Raw genomic sequence first — 22497 nt, forward strand, 5'->3', positions numbered from 1 at the left:
TTTAATTCTATGTTCGTTAAGATGGGAGAAGATTATGGAAGAAAATGAGTTAATCTAGCATACAGTGATCTTACCATATGCTAGTTCCATACAAAACTTGTCTATGTTATCCAACTCATATTCCACTATCTCCTCTGCCTTCTTCTTTATATCATTGAAGATGGCATTTGGCTCTGGGATCAATTGGATTGCTGTTAGTGTTGGCTGGTCGATGGGTCTGCCTATTTTGCTTACCATCCAGACATACACTTCCCTCGTTTCGGGGATTTGCTGGTTTATTTCATTGGCAATCTTGTGGGTCAATAGATTGTATATTTTCCCAACGTGGCTCACAGGGTTCTTTCCAGCAGCGGCTTCTGAGCATTGGGGTCTATTAAGCGATATCACGCCATTCACGCGGTTCCCTCTGCCGACCTGTCCAGAGTCCGCGCCGTCTGCGCTTGTGCCGAGAACAGTTAGATAAACGCCGTCTACACCCCTGCCCGGAGCGTCAAGAGTGTTCAATTGAACAGTGATCTTGTCAAAATCGTTGTTCTCCTTGGCGAACCTGATTATCTCTTCTAAAACTTCGTCCTTCCTTCTAAAATAATGTTTTTCACTTTCCACTAGGTGATCGACGAATGCTATAGATATTGTCAGTTCGAGTTCGTTTCCCTTTCTGAGACCCATGACTTTAATGTCTTCTCCAGTTTCAGGGAACATCTTCTTAAATTCGGCGGAATTCAGGTACTTCTCCATCGACAGGACAGCTTTTTCAGTTCTGGTTAGCGGTGCCCAGCCGACGGCGGCCGAGGTGTCATTCGCCTCTAAAACTTTGCCGCCTCTCCGGAAAATGTCTGTCAGGGCTGAGGATCCTGGCTGTATTTCAATCTGGTACTTGACGTGTTTGTCTGGGTCTACGAACCTCATATTCTTCTTGAACCACTCTTTAGCGGTGTTTATCGCGATCTCGTCGACCTGTACATCGACGCTGCCTATCTTGTATGTCGCCCTATCTCCGAAGATGAGCTTCATCGGTTTCTTAACTATTCCTCCGCCGAATCTTGTTTCCACTTCGCCAGCCGCAAGAAGCGATTTGTCAATGTTATGGTGGAGTATTGTGCCCGTCTTTTCTATGTATTCTTTGCTTAGGTTTACAGAAACCTCATTCATTATCGAGTCGCATATCGTGTCTGGGTGCCCAATCCCCTTTCTTTCGACGACCTCGATCATCTGATCCTCCAGCGGAACCTGACTTAAGGGTGCGACAATTATGTTTCTCATGTATTTTCGCCTTCCCTTCTGATAGCCGCTCAATAAATATATAATTTACGGTATAGTCTGAGGGGTAAAGATGCATTATTTTGCATAATTCTCTGTTAACCATGCTGCCTTAGCAGAATATATGCTTAAAAACATGCTAACTAATAGTAATATTCGCTGTTAATAACTGGAGGTTATGATCTTTGCTACTTACGGGCTCAACCTTAAAGAAGCTCAGGATGGAGGCGGGTTTGACGCAGGGGGAACTTGCGAAGATGGTAGGTGTGTCGCAGGCTCACATAGCGAAGATTGAAGGAGGAAAAGTTGATCCGCGCTTATCGACTGTTAACAAGATAATCCAAATTTTGGTTGCTAAGCAGGGGAGAAAATGTAGTGATATAATGACCAACGGCGTCATCGTGACGGGTCCAAAGGAGAAGATTAGTAAGGTGTGTGAGACTATGATAAAGCATGGTATATCGCAATTGCCTGTGATAGAGGATGGAAGAGTAGTGGGTATGATTACGGAAGAGAGTATCGTGAGGAACTTGAACCCTCATATTGCGGATGAGCCTGTTGAGAAAATAATGGAGCCTCCGCTTCCATGCGTATCCGAGGATGACGATATAAGTACAGTCAGAGGTTTATTGGTTAAGTGTCCAGGTGTGCTTGTGACGAGGAAAGGTAAGTTAACGGGGATTATAACGCGTTCTGATCTTTTGAAGGTGATCTTGAATCTGGTTTATTGAATGGTCATTATTATTTCCAGCAATATCTTGGGTGAGTATGGTTACGTTAAAGAGACTTTGAAGTTTTCTTTGACCACGTTTAGGACCACATTCGTAACGGTTCTTTTGACATGAGGAATGGATATTAGGTTCTTAACGAACGAGTTTAATCTGTTCCTGTCTTTAAATCGTGCTATAACAGCAATGTCGAAGTCTCCGGTAATGTCGTACACGCAGATTACATTCTCGTTTTTTGCAATTTCCTCCTCCACTTCCGTGAGGTGAGCTCCCTCAGCCTGTACCAAAATGATTGCCGTGAGGGTTAAGCCTAGCTTATATGGGTCAACAACCGCTGTATACGTCTTGATTATACCCTTTCTTTCTAGATTCTTAATACGATTGTAGGCTGTTCCAACTGATATGCCGATTTTTTTGGCGAGGTTGTGAAAGCTGATTCTGGAATCTTCCTGAAGCATTTTAAGAATCTTTAGGTCGATTTCATCAATTTTTTCTACTGATTCTTCATCGTTCATGAAGCTCAATCTGGTAATTGATCCTCCGTTCAAATTTCGCTATAAATGAACAATATTCAATTTTTTCTAGTAATATTTAAGATTTGTTTTTCAAATGGGAAAGATTTATATGTGACTTAGTCATCCACACTTCATTTTGTTGAACAATCTCAAGGTGTGATCGTTGGAGACGGATCCTCTCAAAAAGGCTGTAGAAACATTGAAAAAGAACAAGATTAGATGGGTCCACTGCGCTTTTGTAGACATCAGAGGTCTGATGCAGGACATGGTTGTTCCGGCAAGGGAGTTCATCGAAGGGTCAGCATTCACTTCAGGTTTAGGTTTCGACGGCTCATCGGTTAGGGGATTCAAGTCGATAGACGAATCTGACATGAAGTATATGCCGGATCTAGGAACGTTGGCGATAATACCTTGGACCAACAATGAAAGTCAAAGAAGCGCTATCGTCTTAGGCGATGTCTACGAGGCTTTCGGCGGCGGGCCATCTGAGGTTTGTCCACGAGGTTATGTGGCGAAAAGAGCAGTCAAAAACGCTGAGGATATGGGTTATGTGGCGAATGTAGCACCTGAACTAGAGTTCTTCTTGTTCTCATCTATAGATCCCACTAAGCTTGTGTGGGATCTTTGGGTAAGCCCAAAAGGGGGCGATGGCGACTCTTGGGGTGCACCGAGGGTTGTGCCTGAATCGCCTGAGATAAAGCCTGGAAACTTTGTTCTTAGGCCGAAAGAGGCTTATTATAGACCGCCTCCCGAGGACACAACGATAGAGTACCGGAACGAGGTCTCCTCAGTCCTAGAAGATTATTTTGGTTTTAAGATTGAGAAGCATCACCATGAGGTGGCAACGGCTGGGCAGATAGAAATAGCCTTCAAATTCGGCGCTCTGGTGGAAACGGCTGACCGAACTATCTATTATAAGTTTGTCGCGAAGAATGTGGCTAAGAAGCATGGGCTAATCGCCACTTTCATGCCGAAACCTGTCTACTTGGATAATGCCAGTGGGATGCATACCCACCTCTCTTTATGGCGGGATGAAAGAAATGTGATGTATGATGAGAGCGATGAGTATGCGGAGATCAGCCAGACTGGGCGATACTTTATAGGAGGTCTTCTGGACCATGCCAGAGCCTTGACAGCTGTCTGCTGCTCCACTGTTAACTCTTACAAGCGATTGGTGCCTGGTTTTGAAGCGCCTATCTATATAATGTGGTCTCGTCGAAACAGGTCTGCATTGGTTAGGATCCCCGTTTATCATAGGGGATCTAAATACGCTGATCAAAAGAGAGTTGAATATCGTGGTGTAGATCCCTCCTGTAATCCATATTTGGCTTTCGCATGCCTGTTGATGGCTGGTCTTGACGGCGTTAAGAAGAAGATGGATCCAGGGGATCCGGTGGATGAAGATGTGTATAAGATGGCTCCAGAGAGGCGGAGGGCTTTAGAGATAAGAGAGTTGCCAACAACTTTACGTGAAGCCTTGGATGAGATGAAGAGTGACGAAGTAATACACCGAACGCTTGGAAGCCATATCTTCGATGCATTCATTGAGTATAAGACGAATGACTGGAATCAATACTGCCTTTACGTAACACCTTGGGAGATTATGAAATATCTTGATTATTAAGTTGAGAGGTGAGGGAAAGTAAAATGAGAGCGTATATCTTCATAAAAACAAAACCAGGTACATCTGAAGAGGTTGTGAAGAGGATAAAGCGTAATGTGAAGGAGGTTGTGCAGGCGGACTCGATCTATGGGAGATTCGATGCTATAGTGATTGTGGAGACGCCGAATCTTGAGGACATAAACGAGATCCTCTATAAGGTTATCGAGAGAGACCCAAACATAATCCATACAGAGACGTCTCTTGCACTTTCGAGCTGACAAGAATGTAGGGAGATTGTGTATGGCGTCTGCTAAGGATTTGCGTAAGAAGGCTTTGCGGGCTTTTGTGATGGTTACGGTGAAGCCGGGCACTTCGGAAGAGATTGTGAGATCTCGAAGGATAAGAGGTGTCAAGATGGCTAACTCTGTGCTTGGAAGGTTCGACGCTGTCTTGGTAGTTGAAGCGGACAGCTTGGAAGACCTGAGAAGAATTATTTATGAGATGATTGAGCAGCACCCCAATGTTGTTCATACCGAGACTCTCATCTCCATATTCCATCATTAGCTTCGTGAAAATGCTTTTTGACTTGGAGGGCTTGAACCATGAAGATTGATCCAGCCGAGTTTGGATTGAATGTGATCCCGCTGGAAGTCGAGCCAATAATCGATGATACGACGCTGAGAGACGGTATCCAGATGCCTGGTTTGGCGGTTTCGCCTGAAGACGCAGCTACTATAGCCCAGATGCTTGATGAGCTTGGGGTCGAGAGGATCGAGCTTCATCACTTCCAGGAGCCGGATAAGAAGGCCGTGAAGATCATTAAGGATCTGAGTCTAAATGCCAGTATCGCAGGTTGGTGCAGGGCGGTTAAGGAGGATGTGGATGACGCCTTAGAGTGCGGCTTCGACGATATTGGCATCTCTCATCCTGTTTCCTACATCCATTTCAGGGCAAAATGGCCTGACAAGACACCTGATGAGCTCTTGAATAGGGTTGTCGAGGTAGTCGAATACGCCGCTAAAGATCATGGGTTAAGGGTTTTCGTTCACGGGGAGGACAGCACGAGGGCGGATTGGAATTTTGAGAAGAGGTTCATTAACGCTGTGGAAGATGCTGGAGCGGAGTGCTACCGAATCTGCGACACGGTAGGTGTCGGCCTATCATCCCCCACTGCCCCCCTGCCGAATGGGATCCCAATGAAGATCAAGGCGATTAAGGCTGAGACCAAGATCAAATGCGTGGAGATTCATGCCCATGATGATTTTGGAAACGCCGTCGAGAATACTATTGCGGCGATCCGCGCCGCGTCCGGCATATGGGACAAGATATACGCTAGCACAACCTTCCTTGGGATAGGCGAGAGGGCTGGAAACGCTGAGACTGAAAAAGTCATCATGAACCTCCTCATGCATCACGGTGTCAAGAAGTTTGAGGGAAAGGTGAAGAATCTTAAAAAGATTGCCGACTTCATTGGCAAAGCTACGGGTTACGTTGTGCCTCCAAACAAGGCCATAGTCGGAGACTATGCCTTCGCGCATGAGTCTGGAATTCACACTCACGGGGTTCTGCGAGACGCATTAACATACGAGCCCTATCCGCCTGAGCTTGTTGGGAACAGGCGCCGATTAACAATTGGCAAGCATTCAGGAAAAGCAATAGTGAAACATAAGATCGAAGAGGTTACTGGTCAGACACCTGCGCCTGAAAAGCTTGAAGCCATCATGAATAGGATCAAGGAGATCTATGCTGAAGGTAGGAAAGCTTCGCTGAGGGAAGAAGAGTTTAGGAGAATTCTCCGCGAATTCGGATTGCTCTGATCGATCACAAAATCCATAAAACCAGAACCCGATTCGGCTGTTTCCACATTAGCTGCGAAGTTTTTCTGGAAGATTAAGAATTAGAAGACTGTATAATAAAATAGAGCTGCTAAAAAATAAACAATCCTCTATTCGACGTCTTTTTGGTTTTCAGCGTCTATTCTATCTAATACCTCGAATCCCTTCAGGAGTATCGTGCTTCTACATTTATTGCATTGCAGGCTCAGAGTCAAGATTGAGCCGTCCTCCCTGGTTTCAACATCAGTTATGGTATAAGCTTCCTCAGTCTCATCATCAGGAGATATTATTGACCCGCAGCAGGGGCATGGAAATTCTCCTTGGCCTTCAATCTTCGTCAGGTCTATCGTGTAAATCGCTAACTGGCCGGTCCTCCTCATTTCCATATACCTCTCTTAAAGGGGTGATGGAGATATCTTTTTAAGATTTAAGAACCATGAGTCCGTATTATCACTTAATTGACATGATAGTTATTGTTTCCACCTTCCAGACATTTTTTAATCATTGCATATATTTTTTCGCGGTATCTGTTAGAGAGTGTGACTGGTACATGGCGGTTAGAATTCTAGAGATTTGAGGAGAGATTAATGAGGTGTTCGGATGCCAGGCTAATGATAGTTTGTTGTGGAACATCCAAAAAAGGTTTCTAAGAAATACCTTATAAAATGTGGTAGATATTTAGAATTGACTTTGGAAATGGTTCGTTGAAGTTTTTGCGTATGCTACGTTTAGAATTAGCTGGAGATAAAGGTCTTCTACGATAATGTAGCCTAGGTGAAATTGTTAATTTTCAAGGTGAGATGGCTAATGAAAAGAAATAGGTGAGCGTTAGTTTAAACCTTGGCTCGCTGATGCCTCCTTGGGTGGAGACCGTGTATAAATGTGAAAACCACTATCATGTTCTGCAATCTTAGCGGTCTCTGATGTTCTAGGCTGCTAGATTTCTTCCATCAATGTTGTGAAGGTGTCGTGGTGTTCTTCCTCGTCCTTCAATATCTCTTCAAGTATGAATGCTGTGGTTATATCATTTTCTGAACGTGCCTGGGCTATTATCTCCTTATATAATTTGATTGCGTTTTCCTCATCTTTTATGTCGCGTTCTATCATTTCCTTAAGTGTTTTACCGACATATATTTCAGCTGGCTTTGTTGTCGGGGTCCCGCCTAAATAATTTAGTCTTTCTGCAATGGCTTCTGCATGCTTCATTTCTGTGATGGCTATTTTCTTCAATTCTTCTTGCACTGCTAAACCCTTAATACCTACCCATTGAACGTGTTGCCACATATATTGAATTGAAACCTGCAATTCTCCGGCTAAAGCATTATTCAACATGTCCAGCAATTTTTTAGAAGCCATAATCTCACCACACATTTAGCTTTGCAATTATTTTTTTTTATTTTAGCCTTAAAAGCTTTGTCTAAAGGCATTGAAAAAACCCTTTAGTTTTTTCTCATTAGGATAATAAGCGTAATAGATGGGAAGAACTAAGGAACTTGCCCTAGCCTAAATTAAGCCTCTATGCTTCGCATACCAATAGTTAGCTAGGGCTCCCCTAATCTACATCGGGCCTCTTGGAATATTGGAATAATTAAGGTGAGGGACTCATCACTAGAATTTTCTAATGTATGGCTCGAGGCTCAGTGCGGATTCGTAGGTTCCGGAGAGATCGAACGTGAGGTATGCTCCTTGGCTGTTTGAGTAGGGCGGGCCCTTCCTGGAGAATAGGGTCAGTATCCTGCCGCTATGATTGTATTTGTAGCCCATTTCTGCAGGTTCATGACCTCTTATAACAAAGCGTATTCTAAGCATTCTTATGAAAGATTCCGTCACATCCTCGCCAAATATGTATCCCGCACCACGTGATGATGGGATTGCACCTCTGATTTCATCCGACGGATCACTCCACAGGATCTCTTCGAGATGGCTCTCCATAGGATGTTTCTCAAACGCGTAGGCTACATCGTCGATGGTCCTTGCTTTGCTTGGTACCCCGCCATGAAGCATGACGCATTTTTCCTCAACTAGGACGCATGTGTAGAATTTTCTGAATAGCTCGCTTAGCCTACTGTAGACGGATTCCCATCCTGCACCCATCTTCATTTTGATGTGGATAGGTAGATCATGCGGATGGGCTAGTAGGTCTTCTGGCCCCTCGTGGTTCCCTTGCAAAAGTATCACATTGTTGGGGAACATGGACTTCAGGTTTAAGACTACATAATAGACTTCTGGAGATTGAAGTCCTCTGTCCCCATAATCCCCCAAGAAGATGATGTACTCGTCAGGTTTGTCCGCTCTCTCCAAGAAGTTGGAATCCGCCAAAATCTTTCCAAGGCTCTGCATATCCCCATGGATATCGCCGATGACGGTCGCTCTTCCAGAGGCAGGGAGACGGACCAGTCTTCCGATAATCTTAATCTTCTCCGAAGTTCTTTCTCTCTCAGAAACTAAGATGCGCTCAACTTTATCCACTAAGCTGAGAATGCTATCTGAATCTGAATCCTTCGCCTGCTCTAGGATCTCTGAAAGACTTTTCATACAAAACGTCACTGAAATGGATCAGTGAGAAATGATTTATTAAAGTTTGTGAATTACGTAACGATTTGCATTATGGTCAGGTGCAGCCCATAATGCCAACTGCAAAAAGAATAGGTTTAGGCTTCAACGAGACTTTGGGCGCAACAATCCTGCCCTCACGTTGCATTGGATGCGGTTCATGCGTCGCAACTTGCCCAGCCAGCTGTATCGAATATATTGATGGAAAACCATCCCTCAGGGGAGAATGCAGGTCATGCGGAATATGCTCAAAGATTTGTCCAAGATACGAGCTGCCCCTGTCAACTCTGGAGGAACTTGCTTTAGGAAGAAAAAGGGGTCCAAATGAACCGTTTGGTGTCTATAGAAGCTTGTGGGTGGCAAGAAGCATGGATGACAGAATATTAAGGGTATGCCAAGATGGCGGCGTCGTAACCTCTTTACTCAACTTCGCCCTGAAGAAGGGAATTATTGACGGGGCAGCTTTGTCTGGAGTAGACGAGAATGAGCCCTTAAGAGCTGTCCCCCGCCTTGCTCTCACAGAAAACAATTTGGTCCAATGTGCTGGGACACGATACAATTACTCGCCAAATATTCTCGCATTCGGAGAGGGATTAGAGAGGGGGAAAGAGCGGCTTGCCTTCGTTGGAACCCCCTGCCAAATACAAGCTATTAGAAGAATACAGCATTTGCCGCTGAGAAGATTTTCAGACCATCTGAGCCTAACCATCGGTCTCTTTTGTAGTGCATGCTTTACCTATGATGGTTTAGTAAAAGACTTCATATCTGGAAAGATGGGAATCGATCCATCAAGCATAAAAAAGCTCAACATAAAAGGTCAGCTAATCATAACTATGAAGTCTGGAGACGTGAAGACGGTGCCCCTTAAAGAGATAAGGAAATATACTGCTAGATGCGTTGAAGGATGCTCAGACTTCTCCGCAGAATTGGCGGACGTGTCAGTCGGCGGCTTAGGCCTGGAAGACTGGACAATGACGATACTTCGAACAGAATTTGGCGAAAGAGTCTTCATGGAAGCCAAGGCTAATGGCATAATTGAGGCGAAACCGTTAGATGAAGTGGACGGTAAGATCCTAGATCTACTTATAAGAATGTCGGTTAGGAAGCGTGAAGCTTCAGTTCTCACCCGTGCTTAGGGGATGGAACTGGATTAAAGTCTAGAGACTTCATCAACATCTCCTTACTTGTCTCTCCAGCGCTGTAGATCCTCCCCGTTTTAATATTGTGGATCAAGGTTTTAGCTGGAGCGAAGGCTTCTGGATCAATCTTCTGGAAGTTGAAATCTGCCTCCTTAAAGATCTCCCTAAACAATCTGCCATAATACTTTGATGATGAGAAGACGGTTCTTGAAACGAGACTCTGGAGCACACCTTCATCCTCCCAATTTAAGGTGCAGCCGAATATGCCGCCATATAATACGGCATCGTTACCTCGACCCATCGCTTCAATAATGTCTGGATGGGGCAACATTATGGGAGCAGATCCCCATGCAGCAGCAATCCTCATTGGATCTACGCCCAGTTCAAGAAGCCTGTAAACACCTGTCTCGACTATCCGGCCCGAAATCTGCGTCAACCCAGCAATAGATCCCGTCGGCACAAGGATCAAGAACAAATTTTTTGGATCGACATCACATAAGCCGGCTATCATCTCGATAACCTCAGTCGGCGGTCTCCTTTCAGCTTCTAGCACAAGGACAGCAACATCCGATTTCTCACTATAGCCTATCCTCTCAAAAATACGCTTTGGCTTAAGAGCCAAGGCCCTGGCAGGACCAGATCCTATCGCCTCATAATCGCTAACTCTAATATGCCAGCCGGCAAGCTGCGCCCCTAGAGTAGATATGGCCGGATGATCCGTGTATACCGAGATGTAGGGAAGGCCAAAATCTTCTTGGATGCTCATCGAGATACTTGCTTCACCGAGCCCGCCTAGGCATATCTCCGTTATCTTTTCGCCTGTCAATAGCCCTCCCTGCGCCTCTAACCCTGCATCAATAAGTGTAGCGCCCAAACCGGCCTCTTCAATTTTCACGCCATACCTATTTGGCTGTTCTATGATTTCCTCCAATATTTTGAATGCGTTACGATTCATTTCAAGGCTCATAATATACCATCCCAGTTTCAGACACTAACTAAAGATATTTCTCATAGGATCTTAGTTGCGGATTCTTCTCCTTGGCGACGAAAAGCTTCCCCTCACCGCCCTCCGCAATATCTCCGATGAAACGATAAAATGGTCCCTGGATCACTTCACCGTCTATTTTAACATTTTCTCTAATCGAATCAATGATAAAAGTTGGGAGAACAGTTGGCATATAGCCGCACACTATGATCCTGCCGTTAAGCATATTGGCCCCTGCCCTCCCACCACAATCACCACCTACAAGTATTGATCCGTCCTTCATGTTGGCGCCTGCAAACTCGCCCACATTCCCCATTATCCTTATGAATCCCCCCATCATGTTGCGTCCAACCTCATTACCAGCATTTCCATGCACGACGATTGTTCCGCCCCTCATACCATTCACTTCTCCCCGAAGTGTCGAGCCCACATGATCGTCTGCAGAACCGAAAATCTCGATCCTTCCTCCCATCATCATGCACCCGACCCAAGAGTCCGCATCACCCATAACAATTATTTCGCCTCCAACCATCATCTCGCCCAAACGCATCCCTATATTTCCCTCGATGAATATCTGACCGTTTGTCATCTTGGCACCGACCATCCTAACTTTGTCCAGGTCACCGTATATCTGGATTATGCAAGGCTCTGGGTATTCTTTATCACATCTAATCTGGAACAGGTCTTCTAGGTGGCGAAGCTTATTTCCCTCCCAAACCGTGAATGAGGACACTTCTTCGATAGCTCGGCCTGAGAATCGATCGGGGCTTATGCATTCCGCGTAGACAGGAACCTTGAATTGCTTTCTAGGAGTAAGTATGTACTTAATTTTTATACCTCCGCTTTTACAGAGATAGGTGATGAGTTCCTAATGAAACCTTCATGAATAAAATAATTGTCCATCTCAACCGTCCAATAATCTCTAAACCTCTCTTTTAAGTCCTTAATCGCTGTCTCATAAAGTTCCATTCGTGAATGGCAATTGAACCTCACGTCCACCCAATAGGTGCGCCCCTCAGCAGATCTAGTTACTTTGCCATCCCATACGATAATCTTTCCACCCTTGATCACATATTTAGCGTTTTGAAATGCCTTCCGAACATTCTTATGCCTTCTTGAAAGGTCGGTCTCTCGCGGGTTTAAATCATAGATGGCTATGTCCGCATCTGCTCCCACACCCAGGTGCCCCTTTGTGGTAAGCCCAAGAGATCTGGCTGGACCGGCACGAGTGATAATAGCAACATCGTAAAGGTCATACTCTCTATCGATGCTTGGTAGGAGACTTCTCTTCCTAGCCTTCGCATTAGCCTTATTAAGGGTCGCCTCTCGCGACCTGCGACTAACAAGCCAAGAGATTATTCTAGGATATGTTGTAAAGGGAGCCCCGTTCGGGTGGTCAGTGGTCAGGAATATTTTCCATGGGTCCCTAATCAGTAATGCGAGCTCAAGCCCTATAGACCACATTATGGCGTGCACATAATTCTTCCTTCTATACTTGAATGGAACTATGCCTGCTCCTGTCTCGGTCTCTACATCATGATTTACCCATTTATTCCCACTCAATCCGTAAAGCGTGTATTGCCAAGGGCCGTCAGCAGTCATCGTTGTTGTATCCACAAACGCTATCTGACCCATGTCTATAGTCACATGAGTGTGACTGTTAACGTAACTGGAGATCTCCTCGGCCCCTGACCTCATCGTTCTCCAATCCTCTCCCTTGAATGAACTGAACTGGCAATGCGTAATGTGTAGTATCGGCTTATTTCCAGATGCTAGATCCTCGACGCATCCCATCGTCTCTAAGGTCGTCTCATAATTCCCCGGCTGACCCAGGCGGTTAGTGTGCAGATGTAGGGAGTGTGGCATATTCAAGATCTTGTTGACCTTGCAAAGGCCGCGGACTATCTGCCTAGGCGTAATACCAAAATATGTGATCTGATCATCGAGGCTTTCAACATTCCCCCCAAAACCCCACGCTTCAACTCCGCCTGGATTAACAACCTTAATCGCATAGCCCTTAGTCGCACTGATCATCCAAGCAACATGCATCGCACACTCTTCAATCATGTCCCTGCTAAGATACTCTAGCACAAACCACCAGTCGCCGAGCAGGGGAAAAGTGACCTTATCAAGGATCGGCGTGTCCGCAAGTTCCTCATGGGCGTGCCGGGCCTCAAGCGGCGGCATCGATGGATTGCATATCATAGTGTAACCCATTCGAGCATAACGGTAACCAGTTATGAAGGTTGTCGGAACCGAATGCCCAACCCCCGATCTTAACCCTGAAGTCTTAGGCTCAAAATCCTTGAAATGATCTTCAGGCCTTATGAGACGCCCCATATTGACCTCGGATCCTGCGATATGAGTGTGAATATCAACACCACCTGGCATAACAGTCCTGCCTGAAGCATCAATAACCTTAACTACCTCGCCCTCTATCCTATCGACAACTTTGCCATCATCAATAAGAATGTCCATAATGTCTCCCTTCACGCCGTTCATGGGGTCGAAGACGAAACCGTTCTTGATCAGTAGTTTCAAGATTCCACCTATCCAGACAGTCTGTCAGCGCTGAAGAAGTAAGAACAGAAACGAACTTTCCATCAGGAAGTATAAAATCTTTTACGCCCTTAAAGAATGTTTATCGCGCATGTAGGGCTATTCTTTCCATCTCGTTCCTTTTCTGCACTGCATAGCTTCCCGGATCCTTGTTCGCTGCTGCGATTATCTCGTCAGCGAGGCATTCCTCAAAGGGTTTAGGATTACCAAAGGCCGCTTTCCTAGCGCCTTCCGCTATGAACCTTAGGGCCAAGTCGACCCTCCGCTGGGGGGATATGTCAACCGCCTGTGGATAGGCAATTCCGCCATAAATAATCCTTGTAATGTCCTCACAAGGCGCTGAGTTCTCGACCGCTCTTACGAGAACCTCAACTGGATTACGTCCCGTGCGGAGATTAATGATCTCAAAAGCTTTTCTGACGAAGTTTATTGCCCTAGCCTTCTTTCCCGCATTCTTTCCTGGTCGCATGAGGCTGTTTACAAGTCTTTCCACTATGTTTAATCGGGATTTGTGAAACCTGTGATGTTCATGCCTTCCCATTGTGTGTGGCAAGTGGACTGGTGTTAGGGAAATGTACCTTTGTAGCCCTAAATCCTTAACCTCCACGTTGAAGTCCCATTTTCCGAAGATCTTTAAATTCTCCAGCTCGCTCAATCATTTCACCATTCAATAGGGTGGATTAATCTTGAACATTACATCATTATTTAAGCATTATGAAAGCGTCCATTTACCTAAAACATAAGCGAAGATCGCCTTGGAAGAGTGAAGCCTATTCTCAGCTTGATCCCAGACTATCGATCTCGGACCGTCGATAACTTCGTCCGTCACTTCCTCCATCCTATGCGCTGGCAAACAATGCATGAACAACACTTGGTCTGAGGCTTTCTCTAAGAGTGCCGATGTTACTTGATATTTTGGAATGAAAACCCTCAGCCTCTCCTCCCTTTCAGCCTCATCGCCCATTGAGACAAACGTGTCTGTGTAAACAATATCCGCGTCTTTGACAGCTTCAACCGGATCCCGGACTAACCTTACTTCTGACCCGCTTAATCTCGCGTTTTCAAGCGCCCACTTAAGTACTGTAGGATCAGGCTCAAAATTTTTTGGGCAGGCTACGGAAATATTGATTCCAACTTTACTGCATGCAATAAGAAGGGAATTGCAAACGTTATTTCCGTCTCCTACGTATGCGAGCTTTAAGCCTTTAAGCGAACCATGTTTCTCCCATATAGTGTATAGATCTGCAATGGCCTGGCATGGATGATGCAGGTCTGAGAGCGCATTGATGACTGGTATTAAAGCATACTTAGCCATCTCTTCAAGATCTGAATGTTTATGAACCCTCATAACCAATCCGTCTACATACCTGCTTAGAACCCGAGCAGTGTCAGCGATCGTTTCTCCCCTTCCGAGCTGCGACTCGCTCCACCCCAGATAGATGGCGTTTCCACCTAGTTGATGGATCGCCACTTCAAATGAAAGCCTTGTCCGAGTGGATGGCTTCTGGAACAATAAAGCGATATTAAATCCGTGGAGAAGCTTCCCCACCCTATTGGCTTTCTTCTTGAATGTGTCTGTGGCCTCCAGCAGTTTCCAGATCTCTTCTTCTGTGCACTCTTGGAGTGTGAGAAAGTCGCGGCCCCTCTTCTCAATCATCTTCCATTCCCCATTCACATCCAGCTCCTCAGGCACCCTCCACATAGATAGCGGGCCTTAAAGGTTTTGCAACCCCTGCTTTTCCTTTTGGGTCATACTTCTCCGAATCATCCTCACTATATACATAAATTTCGGTATTCAGCTCGCGTCTCAGCAGACTGGCGGCGTCCATGATTATTTCCTTCTCATCTATCTTCCCGGCTCTAATTCTTCTCTCCCTTATCGCCTGTGGAAGAGAATTGATTTCACCCACTATCTTCGAGATGTATTCAGCAGTCTTCCTCGCTTTCTCTTTTTCCCCTGCAAACTCTTTCATGACGTCGCGGATCTCAACCTTTCTCTCCAAGGACTTTCGGAGAATATTTAGGTAGATGTCCCATTTCCACTCTGAGCAGACGTAGTAGCATATCCTTCTGGGCGACACCTTAGTCGCCTTCAAAATATTATTTGTGTCCTCAAGCAGAGCTCTAACGTAATCCTCGATCTCTTCTGCTGCAGCATCAATCAAGGATTCATCATATCTCGGCCACTCTGCAACTGAGATGAAGCCTTTATTCCCAAGCAGCTGCCATAGTTCCTCACTTAGGTATGGGATAAATGGTGATAAGAGGCGAAGCCAGATGTTAGCAACTTCCCTTAAAACTTTTGGATTAGGCTTCTCCGTCCTACGCATATACCAGCGAATGTCATTCCAAACCTCGAAGAACGCTATTTCAGCAGCCGTCCTAGTCTTCATGACTTGAATGGCCTCAGTTACCGCCCTGATTCTCCTATGAAGAACCGAGAGAAGCCATCGGTCGATGCTCCTCATCTCGCTGGCGCCTTCAAGGTTTATCATCTCATTTATGAACCTGTATAGAGCTCTTAGCTTCCCATCTATGCTTCTGGCATTCTCCTCCCGCCAGTCAGGATCATCCATATCCTCAGCCGCAAGAAGCAGAGTCAACCTTGTAACATCGGCGCCTAAACGGTCAAGTGCGCTCTTAAGTGTTACAAAATTCCCCTTAGACTTCGACATCTTATCGCCTTCGATTGTTAAGACTCCATTGACACCGATCCCTTTAGGCCAATATTTTCTCGGGAATAACGCTACATGCTGGAAGATGAAGAATGATAGGTGATTCGGCACTAGCTCCTTGGCTGAAACTCTAAGGTCAACTGGATACCAGTACTCGAACTCGCTTTTCATCTCCGCCAAAATTTCACGGCTTATACCTGTCCTATTAGAGATTTCCTCAGCATTTCCATCTCCGAAAAATATGTAGTCGAAAACTTCATTCATTAACTGTTCAGCTTTGACTCCATGCTGCCTTATGGGTTTTGCAATCGTGTAGAAGGCCATGTAGATTGTCGAGTCGCTTAGAGTCTCAACTATCCAGTCTGGGCTCCATGGGAGTGGGGTGCCCAATCCGGTTCGCCTTGCGCATGCCCAGTCTCGAAGCCAATCGATCTTATCGTGGAAATAGGCACGAGCCGCCTCAGGGTATATTTTTGCCTGATCAACCGCTTCATGAGCCAGCTTCTTCCAGTCATTGTCTGAGTATCTTAAGAACCATTGATCTGAAAGAACTTTCACAATGCATGGAGTTGTGCAGCGGCAAATGACCTTCTGGGGCAGATCATACATTGAATCTGCTATTCCCATCTTCTTGAAGTCTTCTATGAGCTCCGCCTTAACATCTTGAACTCTTCTGCCAGCATACTTGCCAACAATTGACTTCAAGATGCCGGTATGAAACTCCTCCCTATATATAATTGATGTTGCCTCTTCAACTCTAGAGTCAAACTGGTCTTTTATGCCCATTCGTTCTACAATTTCTATGGCTGGATAATCGCCGAAATCTTTTATGCTGATTAATGAAATAGGCCTAATCGATTTAACGACTTCAGGTTGTATACCGAATTTTTTAAGTTCCTCTGGTTTTGAAATCAAATCTTTGATGGCGATCCAATCTGCAGGCGCATGGGCTGGAACGCTGTAAACCACGCCTGTCGCAGAGTTTGGATCCACAAACCATCCTGGCAGTATCGGAAGTTCTCTACGAGATACTGGGTCAATAAAGTATTTTCCTATTAGCTCGGCTCCCTTAAACTCACGGATCTTCTCAATGTTCTTGAGCTGCTCCTTGAGTTTGAAGGCGGCCTCTCTGCTCACGATCCAATTCTCGCCGTCTACCTTTGCCTCAACGTAAACCGCATCTGGATTTATGAACATGTTTGTGACGCCATAGATGGTTTCGGGGCGGAAAGTTGCGGCAGGCAGATATGAATCGCCAAATCTAAACTTTAGCAAGGTGTATTCTTCTGGTGATACGCCTTCTCCCTCCAGTCTATCATGGTCGCCTGTAGGGCTTTCGCATTTTGGGCACCAGACAACAGGATGGGTTCCCCGGGCCACATATCCCTTCTTCCGAAGCGTCTCATACTGCCACTCAATAAATCGGCTGTATGTAGGTTCAAGGTATGTTGTGTGAAACTCTCTTCTCCAGTCTATTGAGAAACCGATCCTCTTAACTGCCTCTCTACTTTCCCTCGTATAATACTCAGCCATATAAATAGGGTCTACGAACCTCTGAAGATCATCATCTTTGACGCCGTCAATCTCCTTAAGCGCTCTAATCAAGTCTTTATCACCCATCTTCACCCTGAGCGCAGCTCCAACTATAGGCTCACCCGTCCAATGCCAAGCCCAGGGCCAAAGAGTGTTGAATCCTCTCATACGCATGAAACGCGCGAAGACGTCAACTCGAGTCGCAGTGAACGCATGACCAATATGTAAGGGGCCATTCATGTAGGGATATGGAAACGTTACAAAGCATTTCTCCCGTCTAGGATCAGGGTCAGCCTCGAATATTCGGCTTTCCTCCCACCTAGACCTCCACTTATCTTCTATCTCTCTCCAATTAAGTGACATCCAATCACCCTAGGATCATTCGTCTAACAACCATTTTTGCCTTTTCCAAGGCCTTAGAAGCTCCCTCAACATTCTTTCCACCTCCCTGAGCGAATTCCAGCCTCCCGCTCCCCCCTCCGCCTAACTCGGGTGCCGCCTCCTTAACTACCTCATTAGCTTTGACTCCCATCTTCAGCGCTTCCCTTCCAACCATTGCCACGAGTCGAGCGTTAGTGGCATCTGTTAACAGGAAGATGACGATGGCTCTTTGGTCCAAAGTAATTATTTCACTTGAGATTCTAATCGCCAAGTCCACGTCGAAGTCTTCGCTGCTGAATATTCCTGAGACCAAATGAAGGCCTGAGATATCCTCGGCGGCTGACAAGTGTTTTTCCGCCAACAACTTTGCCAGAAGATCGGTGAGCCGTTCTTTATCACGACGCAGTTCCCTATACTCCGTAATCGTCTGTTCAAGGGTCTTTGCCACACTATCCTTCTGGACACCCAATAAATTGGCAGCTTTTATGAGATTAGATTCCTCCTCTTGCGTGAACTTTAAAGCCGAGAGCCCTGTTGAGAATACGATCCGCTCCACCCCATCCTGGATCCTTTCGGTATGAACTATTTTGATCAATCCAATCTCTCCGGTGCTCTTGCAGTGAGTTCCCCCGCACGCTTCAACCTCCCAGTCCCCAGTCTTCACTACCCTTATCTCCCTTCCAGGCACAACCCCGCCTTGATACAATCTGAAACCGAAGAGCTTTTCCGCTTCTTCTCTAGGAAGCAAAAAGACTTCGATGGGTATATTCTTCATTATAACATCGTTTGCAAGCAGCTCTATTCTATAGATCTCGTCGCTGGTAAGCCGCTTTGGATGTGAAATGTCAAGTCGCCCCTTGTCAGGCTCTTTCTGCGCGCCAGACTGCCAAACATGTTGGCCGAGCACACGCCTCGCCGCGCCCATGACGATATGCGTTGCAGAGTGACTTCTCATCAGACCGCGCCTATACTCCTCGTCGATTATTCCTTCCACATCATCTCCGATTCTAGGCACAGCGCCCTCTAGAAAATGTGCTATGTGTTTCCCGATCTTTTGGACATCTACCACCCTAGCTCTTGAAAGATTAAACTCCAAGTAACCCTTATCTGCTGGTTGTCCCCCGCCCTCGGGATAGAAGGCAGTCCTATCCAACACTACCACATTCTCATGTACGCCGATAACTTTAGCGGAAAACCTTGTTAGATAAGCGTCCTCATAGTAAAGTTTTCTAGTCTCCGGCAGATCGGAGAATATTCTACTCAGCTCTTCTATCTTAACTTCTGTGGAACCCTCTAAAGACCTTGGCGCCTCAACATGCCTTTGAGCTACATAACTATAAAAGTTGTCCGGTATCCTGACCTTTATCCCCTCGGCCTCCGCGTTTTCAAGTACAACCTCGGGTGTAAGTCCATGCGAATCGTATAACTCAACCATTTTCTCTAAGGGTATCTCCTGGAATCCCTTTGCCCGCAGATCTCCAATCGTCTTCTTTATAAGATCTCTTCCCCTCTCAATGGTTCGTGTATACTTCTCTCTTTCAATCTCGATTAACTCGAATATCTCGTCCCGCATCTCTTTCAATTGCGGAAAATCTTTCGACCAGCGTGATATCTGCATGTCTATTATCTCGAGTATCCTATCCTCTATGGAGAGCCTCTTCAAAAGCCTTAGAGTTCTTCTAATCATTAACCTTGCTAGGTAACCCTCCTGCACGTTGGACGGAACTACGCCCTCCGCAAGTAGGAAGGTGAGGCATTTTGTGTGGTCTGCCACAGCGAACACATCGACAACCGGGCTTAGGATAGAAGCGATCTCTTTCTCATCAAAACCTAATCTTTCCGCTATCCTTCTGAAATTCTCGGCTCTGCTGTACGTTCTCGTAACCTGGATTCTCCCGGAAACCTTGGAAATCCTAGCTAAAAGTTTTTCGTCGAACCTCTCTATCCCAGCCATCTGCCTTATCTGATCTATAAGGTCACCGTAAACCGCCTCAAATCCACTCGGGCATCCCCTTGAGAGCCATGTGAACCTTTCAATCCCGTAACCCGTGTCAACCGTTCTTATGGGAAGCTCCAAAAACTCGTCATTAATAACCTTATATTTCATAAAGACGAGTGTGGCAACTTCTAGCCCTTGAATTATGCTTTCAAGGTCAGGTCCAGCATTTCCTCCCCCTGACCATATCCCCTCCTTATAGGTAACATCTTCAGAGTTGACACCCAATTCCTTGGTTACAAATTCGTGATGAAACCTGACCGTCTCATCCTTCCAGTAAACTTCCTTGTCCGGATAGTTGAATGCGTGGTGTCCTCCCATCTCGAATATGGTTAGGTGGCGACCAAAGGTGAGGCCTACACTGTCAACATCGGGAAATCGTAGGCATGGCTGGCTAATCACCAATGGGTTTGATGGTGGCGGAATTATTCCCTCGGTAACGTAAGGCTGAAAGTTGATGATGCTGGCGTTGGTGAAATAAACGTCATCTCTCCATCTGGCTACCACTGGATATGGTTTGATTCTTGTATGGCCTCTCTTCTCAAAGAAGGAAAGGAAAGCCTCTCTCATCTCTTCAAGGGTGTAAGGCTTTTTTGTAGGCGGTTTGCCGATAAAATTGTAGTCTGCACATCCGCTTGCCGAAGATTCGCCGCATAGTTCTAGGTCAGATCTCTGTGTCCAGAAGTACTCCCCGCACTTAGGGCACATTTTCCTTACAAATCCATTCTCGTCAAAGAATGGTAGATGATATTCGGACTCAGGAAAGCGCATCCGCACTCATCCCTGGAATCAGGCGTCCGTTGCAGTTAAGAGTAGAAGCCATCATAAATTTAAACTTATATTATAACATAAGAGACTGGCTAATTCCGCTGATATAATTGAATATAATTGAGCACTAATTCGCCGTTATGAGCCTAAATCTCTTTGGCCGCCTGATAGGTTATTAACTTCTGCTCCTCAGATGCCTATACATAGATCATCCATTGATTAGGAAGAGTGAAAGAAGGATTGCGATTGACCAGTGATAGTTGATGATCTAGCCGAAAAGTGCTCCAAGCCCCGCTAGGGCTTCCTCCTCTGTCTTCTCTTCCTTCTTCTCTTCTTTTGGCTTTTCATGTGTCGTGGGGGCGGATGGAGCTGCTGATGGTACTTGTGGCGCAGCCATGAAGGGTGGTGCAGACTTTATAGCCTCCGAAATGTCTATTTCGGATAGCGCCGCCACTAAAGCCTTAACTCTATGCTGATCAACCGTTATGCCAGCTGCTTCCAGAACTTTTGTTATGTTATCTTCATCGATTGGTTTTCCAGCTCTGTGGAGAAGCATGGCCGCATATATATACTCCATTACTCAATCACCATCAGACTATTCGGAATTCTGAAGATGCGTGTTCTAATACTTAAATATGTCGGAAAATCTTGGTGAAAACAGATGCCGCATAAACTTCTACAAACCAGTTTTTCTTTTCCCTTTCTAGATTTAGTGATACTCTTATATAGAAGACGTTTACTCCTTTCTGTTAAGAGTCTATTAGGAATGGATGGGTCAAATTTGGGCTTAGCGTCATTCATCAAAGCCTGTTCAAGACTTCTTCATTTGGCTAGAAAGCCGGACAGGAATGAGCTTTGGCAGACCGTAAAAGTCTGTGTTTTGGGAATAACGACCATTGGCACATTGGGGTACATAATTAAGATTCTCGCCTCATTCATGATGGGAAGCATTCCTGGGTAGGCGGCTTCATTATGGGCGGTAAAAACTCGAGGACAATGGTGTACGCTGTGCGAACCACTGTCGGCCAAGAGAGAAATGTTGCTAATCTTGTAAATAACAGGGTTGAAGCCAACAAGATACCGGTTAAGGCGATACTTGTTCCCGAAACTTTGAGAGGCTACATCTTTATAGAGGCTGAGGGTCCACACATCATTGAGGATGCCATCTCAGGAGTGAAACACGTCAGATCGAGGGTTCCCGGAGTTGTTTCTTTATCAGATGTGGAGAAATACATTATTGTCAAACCTATCATCGAGGAGCTTAAAGTAAACGATATAGTTGAAGTGATAAGCGGCCCATTCAAGGGTATGAAAGCGAAGATAACGTCTATAGATAGAACTAAGGAGGAGGTTACAATGGAGCTCCTGGAGGCGACTTTCACGATGCCGATTACTGTTCACGCAGACTACGTTAGAATAGCGGAAAAATCGGAAAATGTTGAGGGTGAAGGTGCAAATGCCTGAGAAAAAGGTTGTTGAGGTTCTCGTAAGCGGCGGGCAGGCTACTGCGGGTCCGCCGATTGGCCCGGCATTAGGCCCATTAGGTGTGAACGTTGTAGCAATAGTTAACAGAATAAATGAGGAGACAAAGGAATATGCGGGAATGAAGGTGCCGGTAAAGATAATTGTGGATGTGGAGACGAAGAGCTTTGAGATCTCTGTTGGAATACCGACCACAGCCGCCCTGATTGTTAAGGAGGCAGGGATTCAGAAGGGATCGGGAAAACCGAATACTGAAAAAGTTGGCAATTTATCCTTTGATCAGGTTGTAAAGATAGCGAGGATTAAACGTTCAACACAACTTTCAAGAGGTCTAAAGGCCTCAGTGAAAGAGATTATAGGAACCTGTGTGAGCATGGGCGTAACCATTGATGGGAAAGATCCGAAAAACGTTCTCAAAGAGGTTGATAAGGGACTTTACGATCACATGCTCATTGATAAAGTTGATAAGTAACGTTTTTATTGTT

22 protein-coding genes are annotated in these 22497 nt (G+C 45.6%); 9 read left to right on the forward strand and 13 right to left on the reverse strand.

The window, feature by feature from the left end; translation table 11 throughout:
• Positions 1–54: 54 nt before the first annotated feature.
• Positions 55–1263, reverse strand: a complete 1209-nt coding sequence (locus NZ952_04600; GenBank protein ID MCS7120464.1) for a methionine adenosyltransferase — start codon at positions 1261–1263, stop codon at positions 55–57.
• Between the two features lie 182 nt (positions 1264–1445).
• On the opposite strand from NZ952_04600, the gene NZ952_04605 reads away from it, so the two are divergent.
• The gene (locus NZ952_04605; protein ID MCS7120465.1) at positions 1446–1991 is read left to right on the forward strand and encodes a CBS domain-containing protein; all 546 of its coding nucleotides are present in this window, start codon (positions 1446–1448) and stop codon (positions 1989–1991) included.
• Between the two features lie 41 nt (positions 1992–2032).
• On the opposite strand, the gene NZ952_04610 is transcribed toward NZ952_04605, so the two are convergent.
• Positions 2033–2503: an Lrp/AsnC family transcriptional regulator gene (locus NZ952_04610; GenBank protein MCS7120466.1), complete on the reverse strand. Its 471-nt coding sequence runs from the start codon at positions 2501–2503 to the stop codon at positions 2033–2035.
• 163 nt (positions 2504–2666) lie between these two features.
• Between NZ952_04610 and glnA the strand changes: the two genes are divergently transcribed.
• From glnA to NZ952_04630, 4 genes are read left to right on the forward strand one after another with little or no spacing between them, the layout of a single operon-like run.
• Positions 2667–4127: a type I glutamate--ammonia ligase gene (gene glnA / locus NZ952_04615; protein ID MCS7120467.1), complete on the forward strand. Its 1461-nt coding sequence runs from the start codon at positions 2667–2669 to the stop codon at positions 4125–4127.
• Between the two features lie 23 nt (positions 4128–4150).
• Positions 4151–4384, forward strand: a complete 234-nt coding sequence (locus tag NZ952_04620; protein ID MCS7120468.1) for an Lrp/AsnC ligand binding domain-containing protein — start codon at positions 4151–4153, stop codon at positions 4382–4384.
• A 22-nt stretch (positions 4385–4406) separates the two neighbouring features.
• Positions 4407–4670: an Lrp/AsnC ligand binding domain-containing protein gene (locus tag NZ952_04625; protein MCS7120469.1), complete on the forward strand. Its 264-nt coding sequence runs from the start codon at positions 4407–4409 to the stop codon at positions 4668–4670.
• A gap of 38 nt (positions 4671–4708) precedes the next feature.
• Positions 4709–5923: a 2-isopropylmalate synthase gene (locus tag NZ952_04630; protein ID MCS7120470.1), complete on the forward strand. Its 1215-nt coding sequence runs from the start codon at positions 4709–4711 to the stop codon at positions 5921–5923.
• Positions 5924–6051: 128 nt separating this feature from the next.
• On the opposite strand, the gene NZ952_04635 is transcribed toward NZ952_04630, so the two are convergent.
• From NZ952_04635 to NZ952_04645, 3 genes are all read right to left on the reverse strand, one after another.
• Positions 6052–6321, reverse strand: a complete 270-nt coding sequence (locus tag NZ952_04635; GenBank protein MCS7120471.1) for a hypothetical protein — start codon at positions 6319–6321, stop codon at positions 6052–6054.
• Positions 6322–6877: 556 nt separating this feature from the next.
• Positions 6878–7297 (reverse strand): ferritin-like domain-containing protein, encoded by a 420-nt coding sequence (locus NZ952_04640; protein ID MCS7120472.1) that lies wholly within the window; start codon positions 7295–7297, stop codon positions 6878–6880.
• Positions 7298–7549: 252 nt separating this feature from the next.
• Positions 7550–8476 carry a serine/threonine protein phosphatase gene (locus NZ952_04645; protein ID MCS7120473.1) on the reverse strand — a complete coding sequence of 309 codons (927 nt, stop codon included), beginning with the start codon at positions 8474–8476 and terminating at the stop codon, positions 7550–7552.
• A 92-nt stretch (positions 8477–8568) separates the two neighbouring features.
• Between NZ952_04645 and NZ952_04650 the strand changes: the two genes are divergently transcribed.
• On the forward strand, positions 8569–9630 hold the full coding sequence (locus NZ952_04650) for a Coenzyme F420 hydrogenase/dehydrogenase, beta subunit C-terminal domain (GenBank protein ID MCS7120474.1): 1062 nt from the start codon (positions 8569–8571) through the stop codon (positions 9628–9630).
• Here NZ952_04650 and mch read toward each other — a convergent pair.
• The 8 genes from mch to rpl12p all read right to left on the reverse strand — a co-directional run bounded on the left by mch (position 9617) and on the right by rpl12p (position 21107).
• Positions 9617–10600, reverse strand: a complete 984-nt coding sequence (gene mch, locus NZ952_04655; protein MCS7120475.1) for a methenyltetrahydromethanopterin cyclohydrolase — start codon at positions 10598–10600, stop codon at positions 9617–9619. The genes NZ952_04650 and mch overlap by 14 nt on opposite strands.
• A 28-nt stretch (positions 10601–10628) precedes the next feature.
• Positions 10629–11438 carry a formylmethanofuran dehydrogenase subunit C gene (locus NZ952_04660; GenBank protein ID MCS7120476.1) on the reverse strand — a complete coding sequence of 270 codons (810 nt, stop codon included), beginning with the start codon at positions 11436–11438 and terminating at the stop codon, positions 10629–10631.
• Positions 11439–11449: 11 nt separating this feature from the next.
• Positions 11450–13159: a formylmethanofuran dehydrogenase subunit A gene (locus NZ952_04665; protein ID MCS7120477.1), complete on the reverse strand. Its 1710-nt coding sequence runs from the start codon at positions 13157–13159 to the stop codon at positions 11450–11452.
• A 100-nt stretch (positions 13160–13259) separates the two neighbouring features.
• The gene (locus tag NZ952_04670; protein MCS7120478.1) at positions 13260–13832 is read right to left on the reverse strand and encodes a 30S ribosomal protein S7; all 573 of its coding nucleotides are present in this window, start codon (positions 13830–13832) and stop codon (positions 13260–13262) included.
• Positions 13833–13889: 57 nt separating this feature from the next.
• Complete coding sequence (argF, locus tag NZ952_04675; GenBank protein ID MCS7120479.1) at positions 13890–14834, reverse strand: ornithine carbamoyltransferase; 945 nt, start codon at positions 14832–14834, stop codon at positions 13890–13892.
• Between the two features lie 28 nt (positions 14835–14862).
• Positions 14863–17748: a leucine--tRNA ligase gene (gene leuS, locus NZ952_04680; GenBank protein MCS7120480.1), complete on the reverse strand. Its 2886-nt coding sequence runs from the start codon at positions 17746–17748 to the stop codon at positions 14863–14865.
• Between the two features lie 4 nt (positions 17749–17752).
• Positions 17753–20533 carry an alanine--tRNA ligase gene (gene alaS, locus NZ952_04685; protein ID MCS7120481.1) on the reverse strand — a complete coding sequence of 927 codons (2781 nt, stop codon included), beginning with the start codon at positions 20531–20533 and terminating at the stop codon, positions 17753–17755.
• A 265-nt stretch (positions 20534–20798) separates the two neighbouring features.
• Positions 20799–21107, reverse strand: a complete 309-nt coding sequence (gene rpl12p / locus NZ952_04690; protein ID MCS7120482.1) for a 50S ribosomal protein P1 — start codon at positions 21105–21107, stop codon at positions 20799–20801.
• An 84-nt stretch (positions 21108–21191) separates the two neighbouring features.
• Here rpl12p and NZ952_04695 point away from each other — a divergent pair, with 84 nt between their 5' ends.
• Genes NZ952_04695 through NZ952_04705 form a run of 3 tightly spaced genes read left to right on the forward strand, consistent with a single transcriptional unit; the run spans position 21192 to position 22484 of the window.
• Positions 21192–21491 carry a protein translocase SEC61 complex subunit gamma gene (locus NZ952_04695; protein MCS7120483.1) on the forward strand — a complete coding sequence of 100 codons (300 nt, stop codon included), beginning with the start codon at positions 21192–21194 and terminating at the stop codon, positions 21489–21491.
• A gap of 11 nt (positions 21492–21502) precedes the next feature.
• On the forward strand, positions 21503–21994 hold the full coding sequence (locus NZ952_04700; GenBank protein MCS7120484.1) for a transcription elongation factor Spt5: 492 nt from the start codon (positions 21503–21505) through the stop codon (positions 21992–21994).
• Positions 21987–22484 (forward strand): 50S ribosomal protein L11, encoded by a 498-nt coding sequence (locus NZ952_04705; protein MCS7120485.1) that lies wholly within the window; start codon positions 21987–21989, stop codon positions 22482–22484. Before NZ952_04700 ends, NZ952_04705 begins: the two co-directional genes overlap by 8 nt.
• The last annotated feature ends 13 nt before the right edge of the window (positions 22485–22497 follow it).

Source organism: Candidatus Bathyarchaeota archaeon (assembly GCA_025059045.1).
GTDB lineage: Archaea > Thermoproteota > Bathyarchaeia > Bathyarchaeales > DTEX01 > JANXEA01.

Coding starts and splice junctions, on each gene's coding strand:
- NZ952_04620 (MCS7120468.1), top strand. CDS start 4,151: ATGAGAGCGTATATCTTCATAAAAACAAAACCAGGTACATCTGAAGAG.
- NZ952_04705 (MCS7120485.1), top strand. CDS start 21,987: ATGCCTGAGAAAAAGGTTGTTGAGGTTCTCGTAAGCGGCGGGCAGGCT.
- NZ952_04610 (MCS7120466.1), bottom strand. CDS start 2,503: ATGAACGATGAAGAATCAGTAGAAAAAATTGATGAAATCGACCTAAAG.
- NZ952_04640 (MCS7120472.1), bottom strand. CDS start 7,297: ATGGCTTCTAAAAAATTGCTGGACATGTTGAATAATGCTTTAGCCGGA.
- NZ952_04645 (MCS7120473.1), bottom strand. CDS start 8,476: ATGAAAAGTCTTTCAGAGATCCTAGAGCAGGCGAAGGATTCAGATTCA.
- NZ952_04635 (MCS7120471.1), bottom strand. CDS start 6,321: ATGAGGAGGACCGGCCAGTTAGCGATTTACACGATAGACCTGACGAAG.
- argF (MCS7120479.1), bottom strand. CDS start 14,834: ATGATTGAGAAGAGGGGCCGCGACTTTCTCACACTCCAAGAGTGCACA.
- alaS (MCS7120481.1), bottom strand. CDS start 20,533: ATGCGCTTTCCTGAGTCCGAATATCATCTACCATTCTTTGACGAGAAT.
- rpl12p (MCS7120482.1), bottom strand. CDS start 21,107: ATGGAGTATATATATGCGGCCATGCTTCTCCACAGAGCTGGAAAACCA.
- NZ952_04625 (MCS7120469.1), top strand. CDS start 4,407: ATGGCGTCTGCTAAGGATTTGCGTAAGAAGGCTTTGCGGGCTTTTGTG.
- NZ952_04600 (MCS7120464.1), bottom strand. CDS start 1,263: ATGAGAAACATAATTGTCGCACCCTTAAGTCAGGTTCCGCTGGAGGAT.
- leuS (MCS7120480.1), bottom strand. CDS start 17,748: ATGTCACTTAATTGGAGAGAGATAGAAGATAAGTGGAGGTCTAGGTGG.
- mch (MCS7120475.1), bottom strand. CDS start 10,600: ATGAGCCTTGAAATGAATCGTAACGCATTCAAAATATTGGAGGAAATC.
- NZ952_04650 (MCS7120474.1), top strand. CDS start 8,569: ATGCCAACTGCAAAAAGAATAGGTTTAGGCTTCAACGAGACTTTGGGC.
- NZ952_04630 (MCS7120470.1), top strand. CDS start 4,709: ATGAAGATTGATCCAGCCGAGTTTGGATTGAATGTGATCCCGCTGGAA.
- NZ952_04695 (MCS7120483.1), top strand. CDS start 21,192: ATGCCGCATAAACTTCTACAAACCAGTTTTTCTTTTCCCTTTCTAGAT.
- NZ952_04700 (MCS7120484.1), top strand. CDS start 21,503: ATGGGCGGTAAAAACTCGAGGACAATGGTGTACGCTGTGCGAACCACT.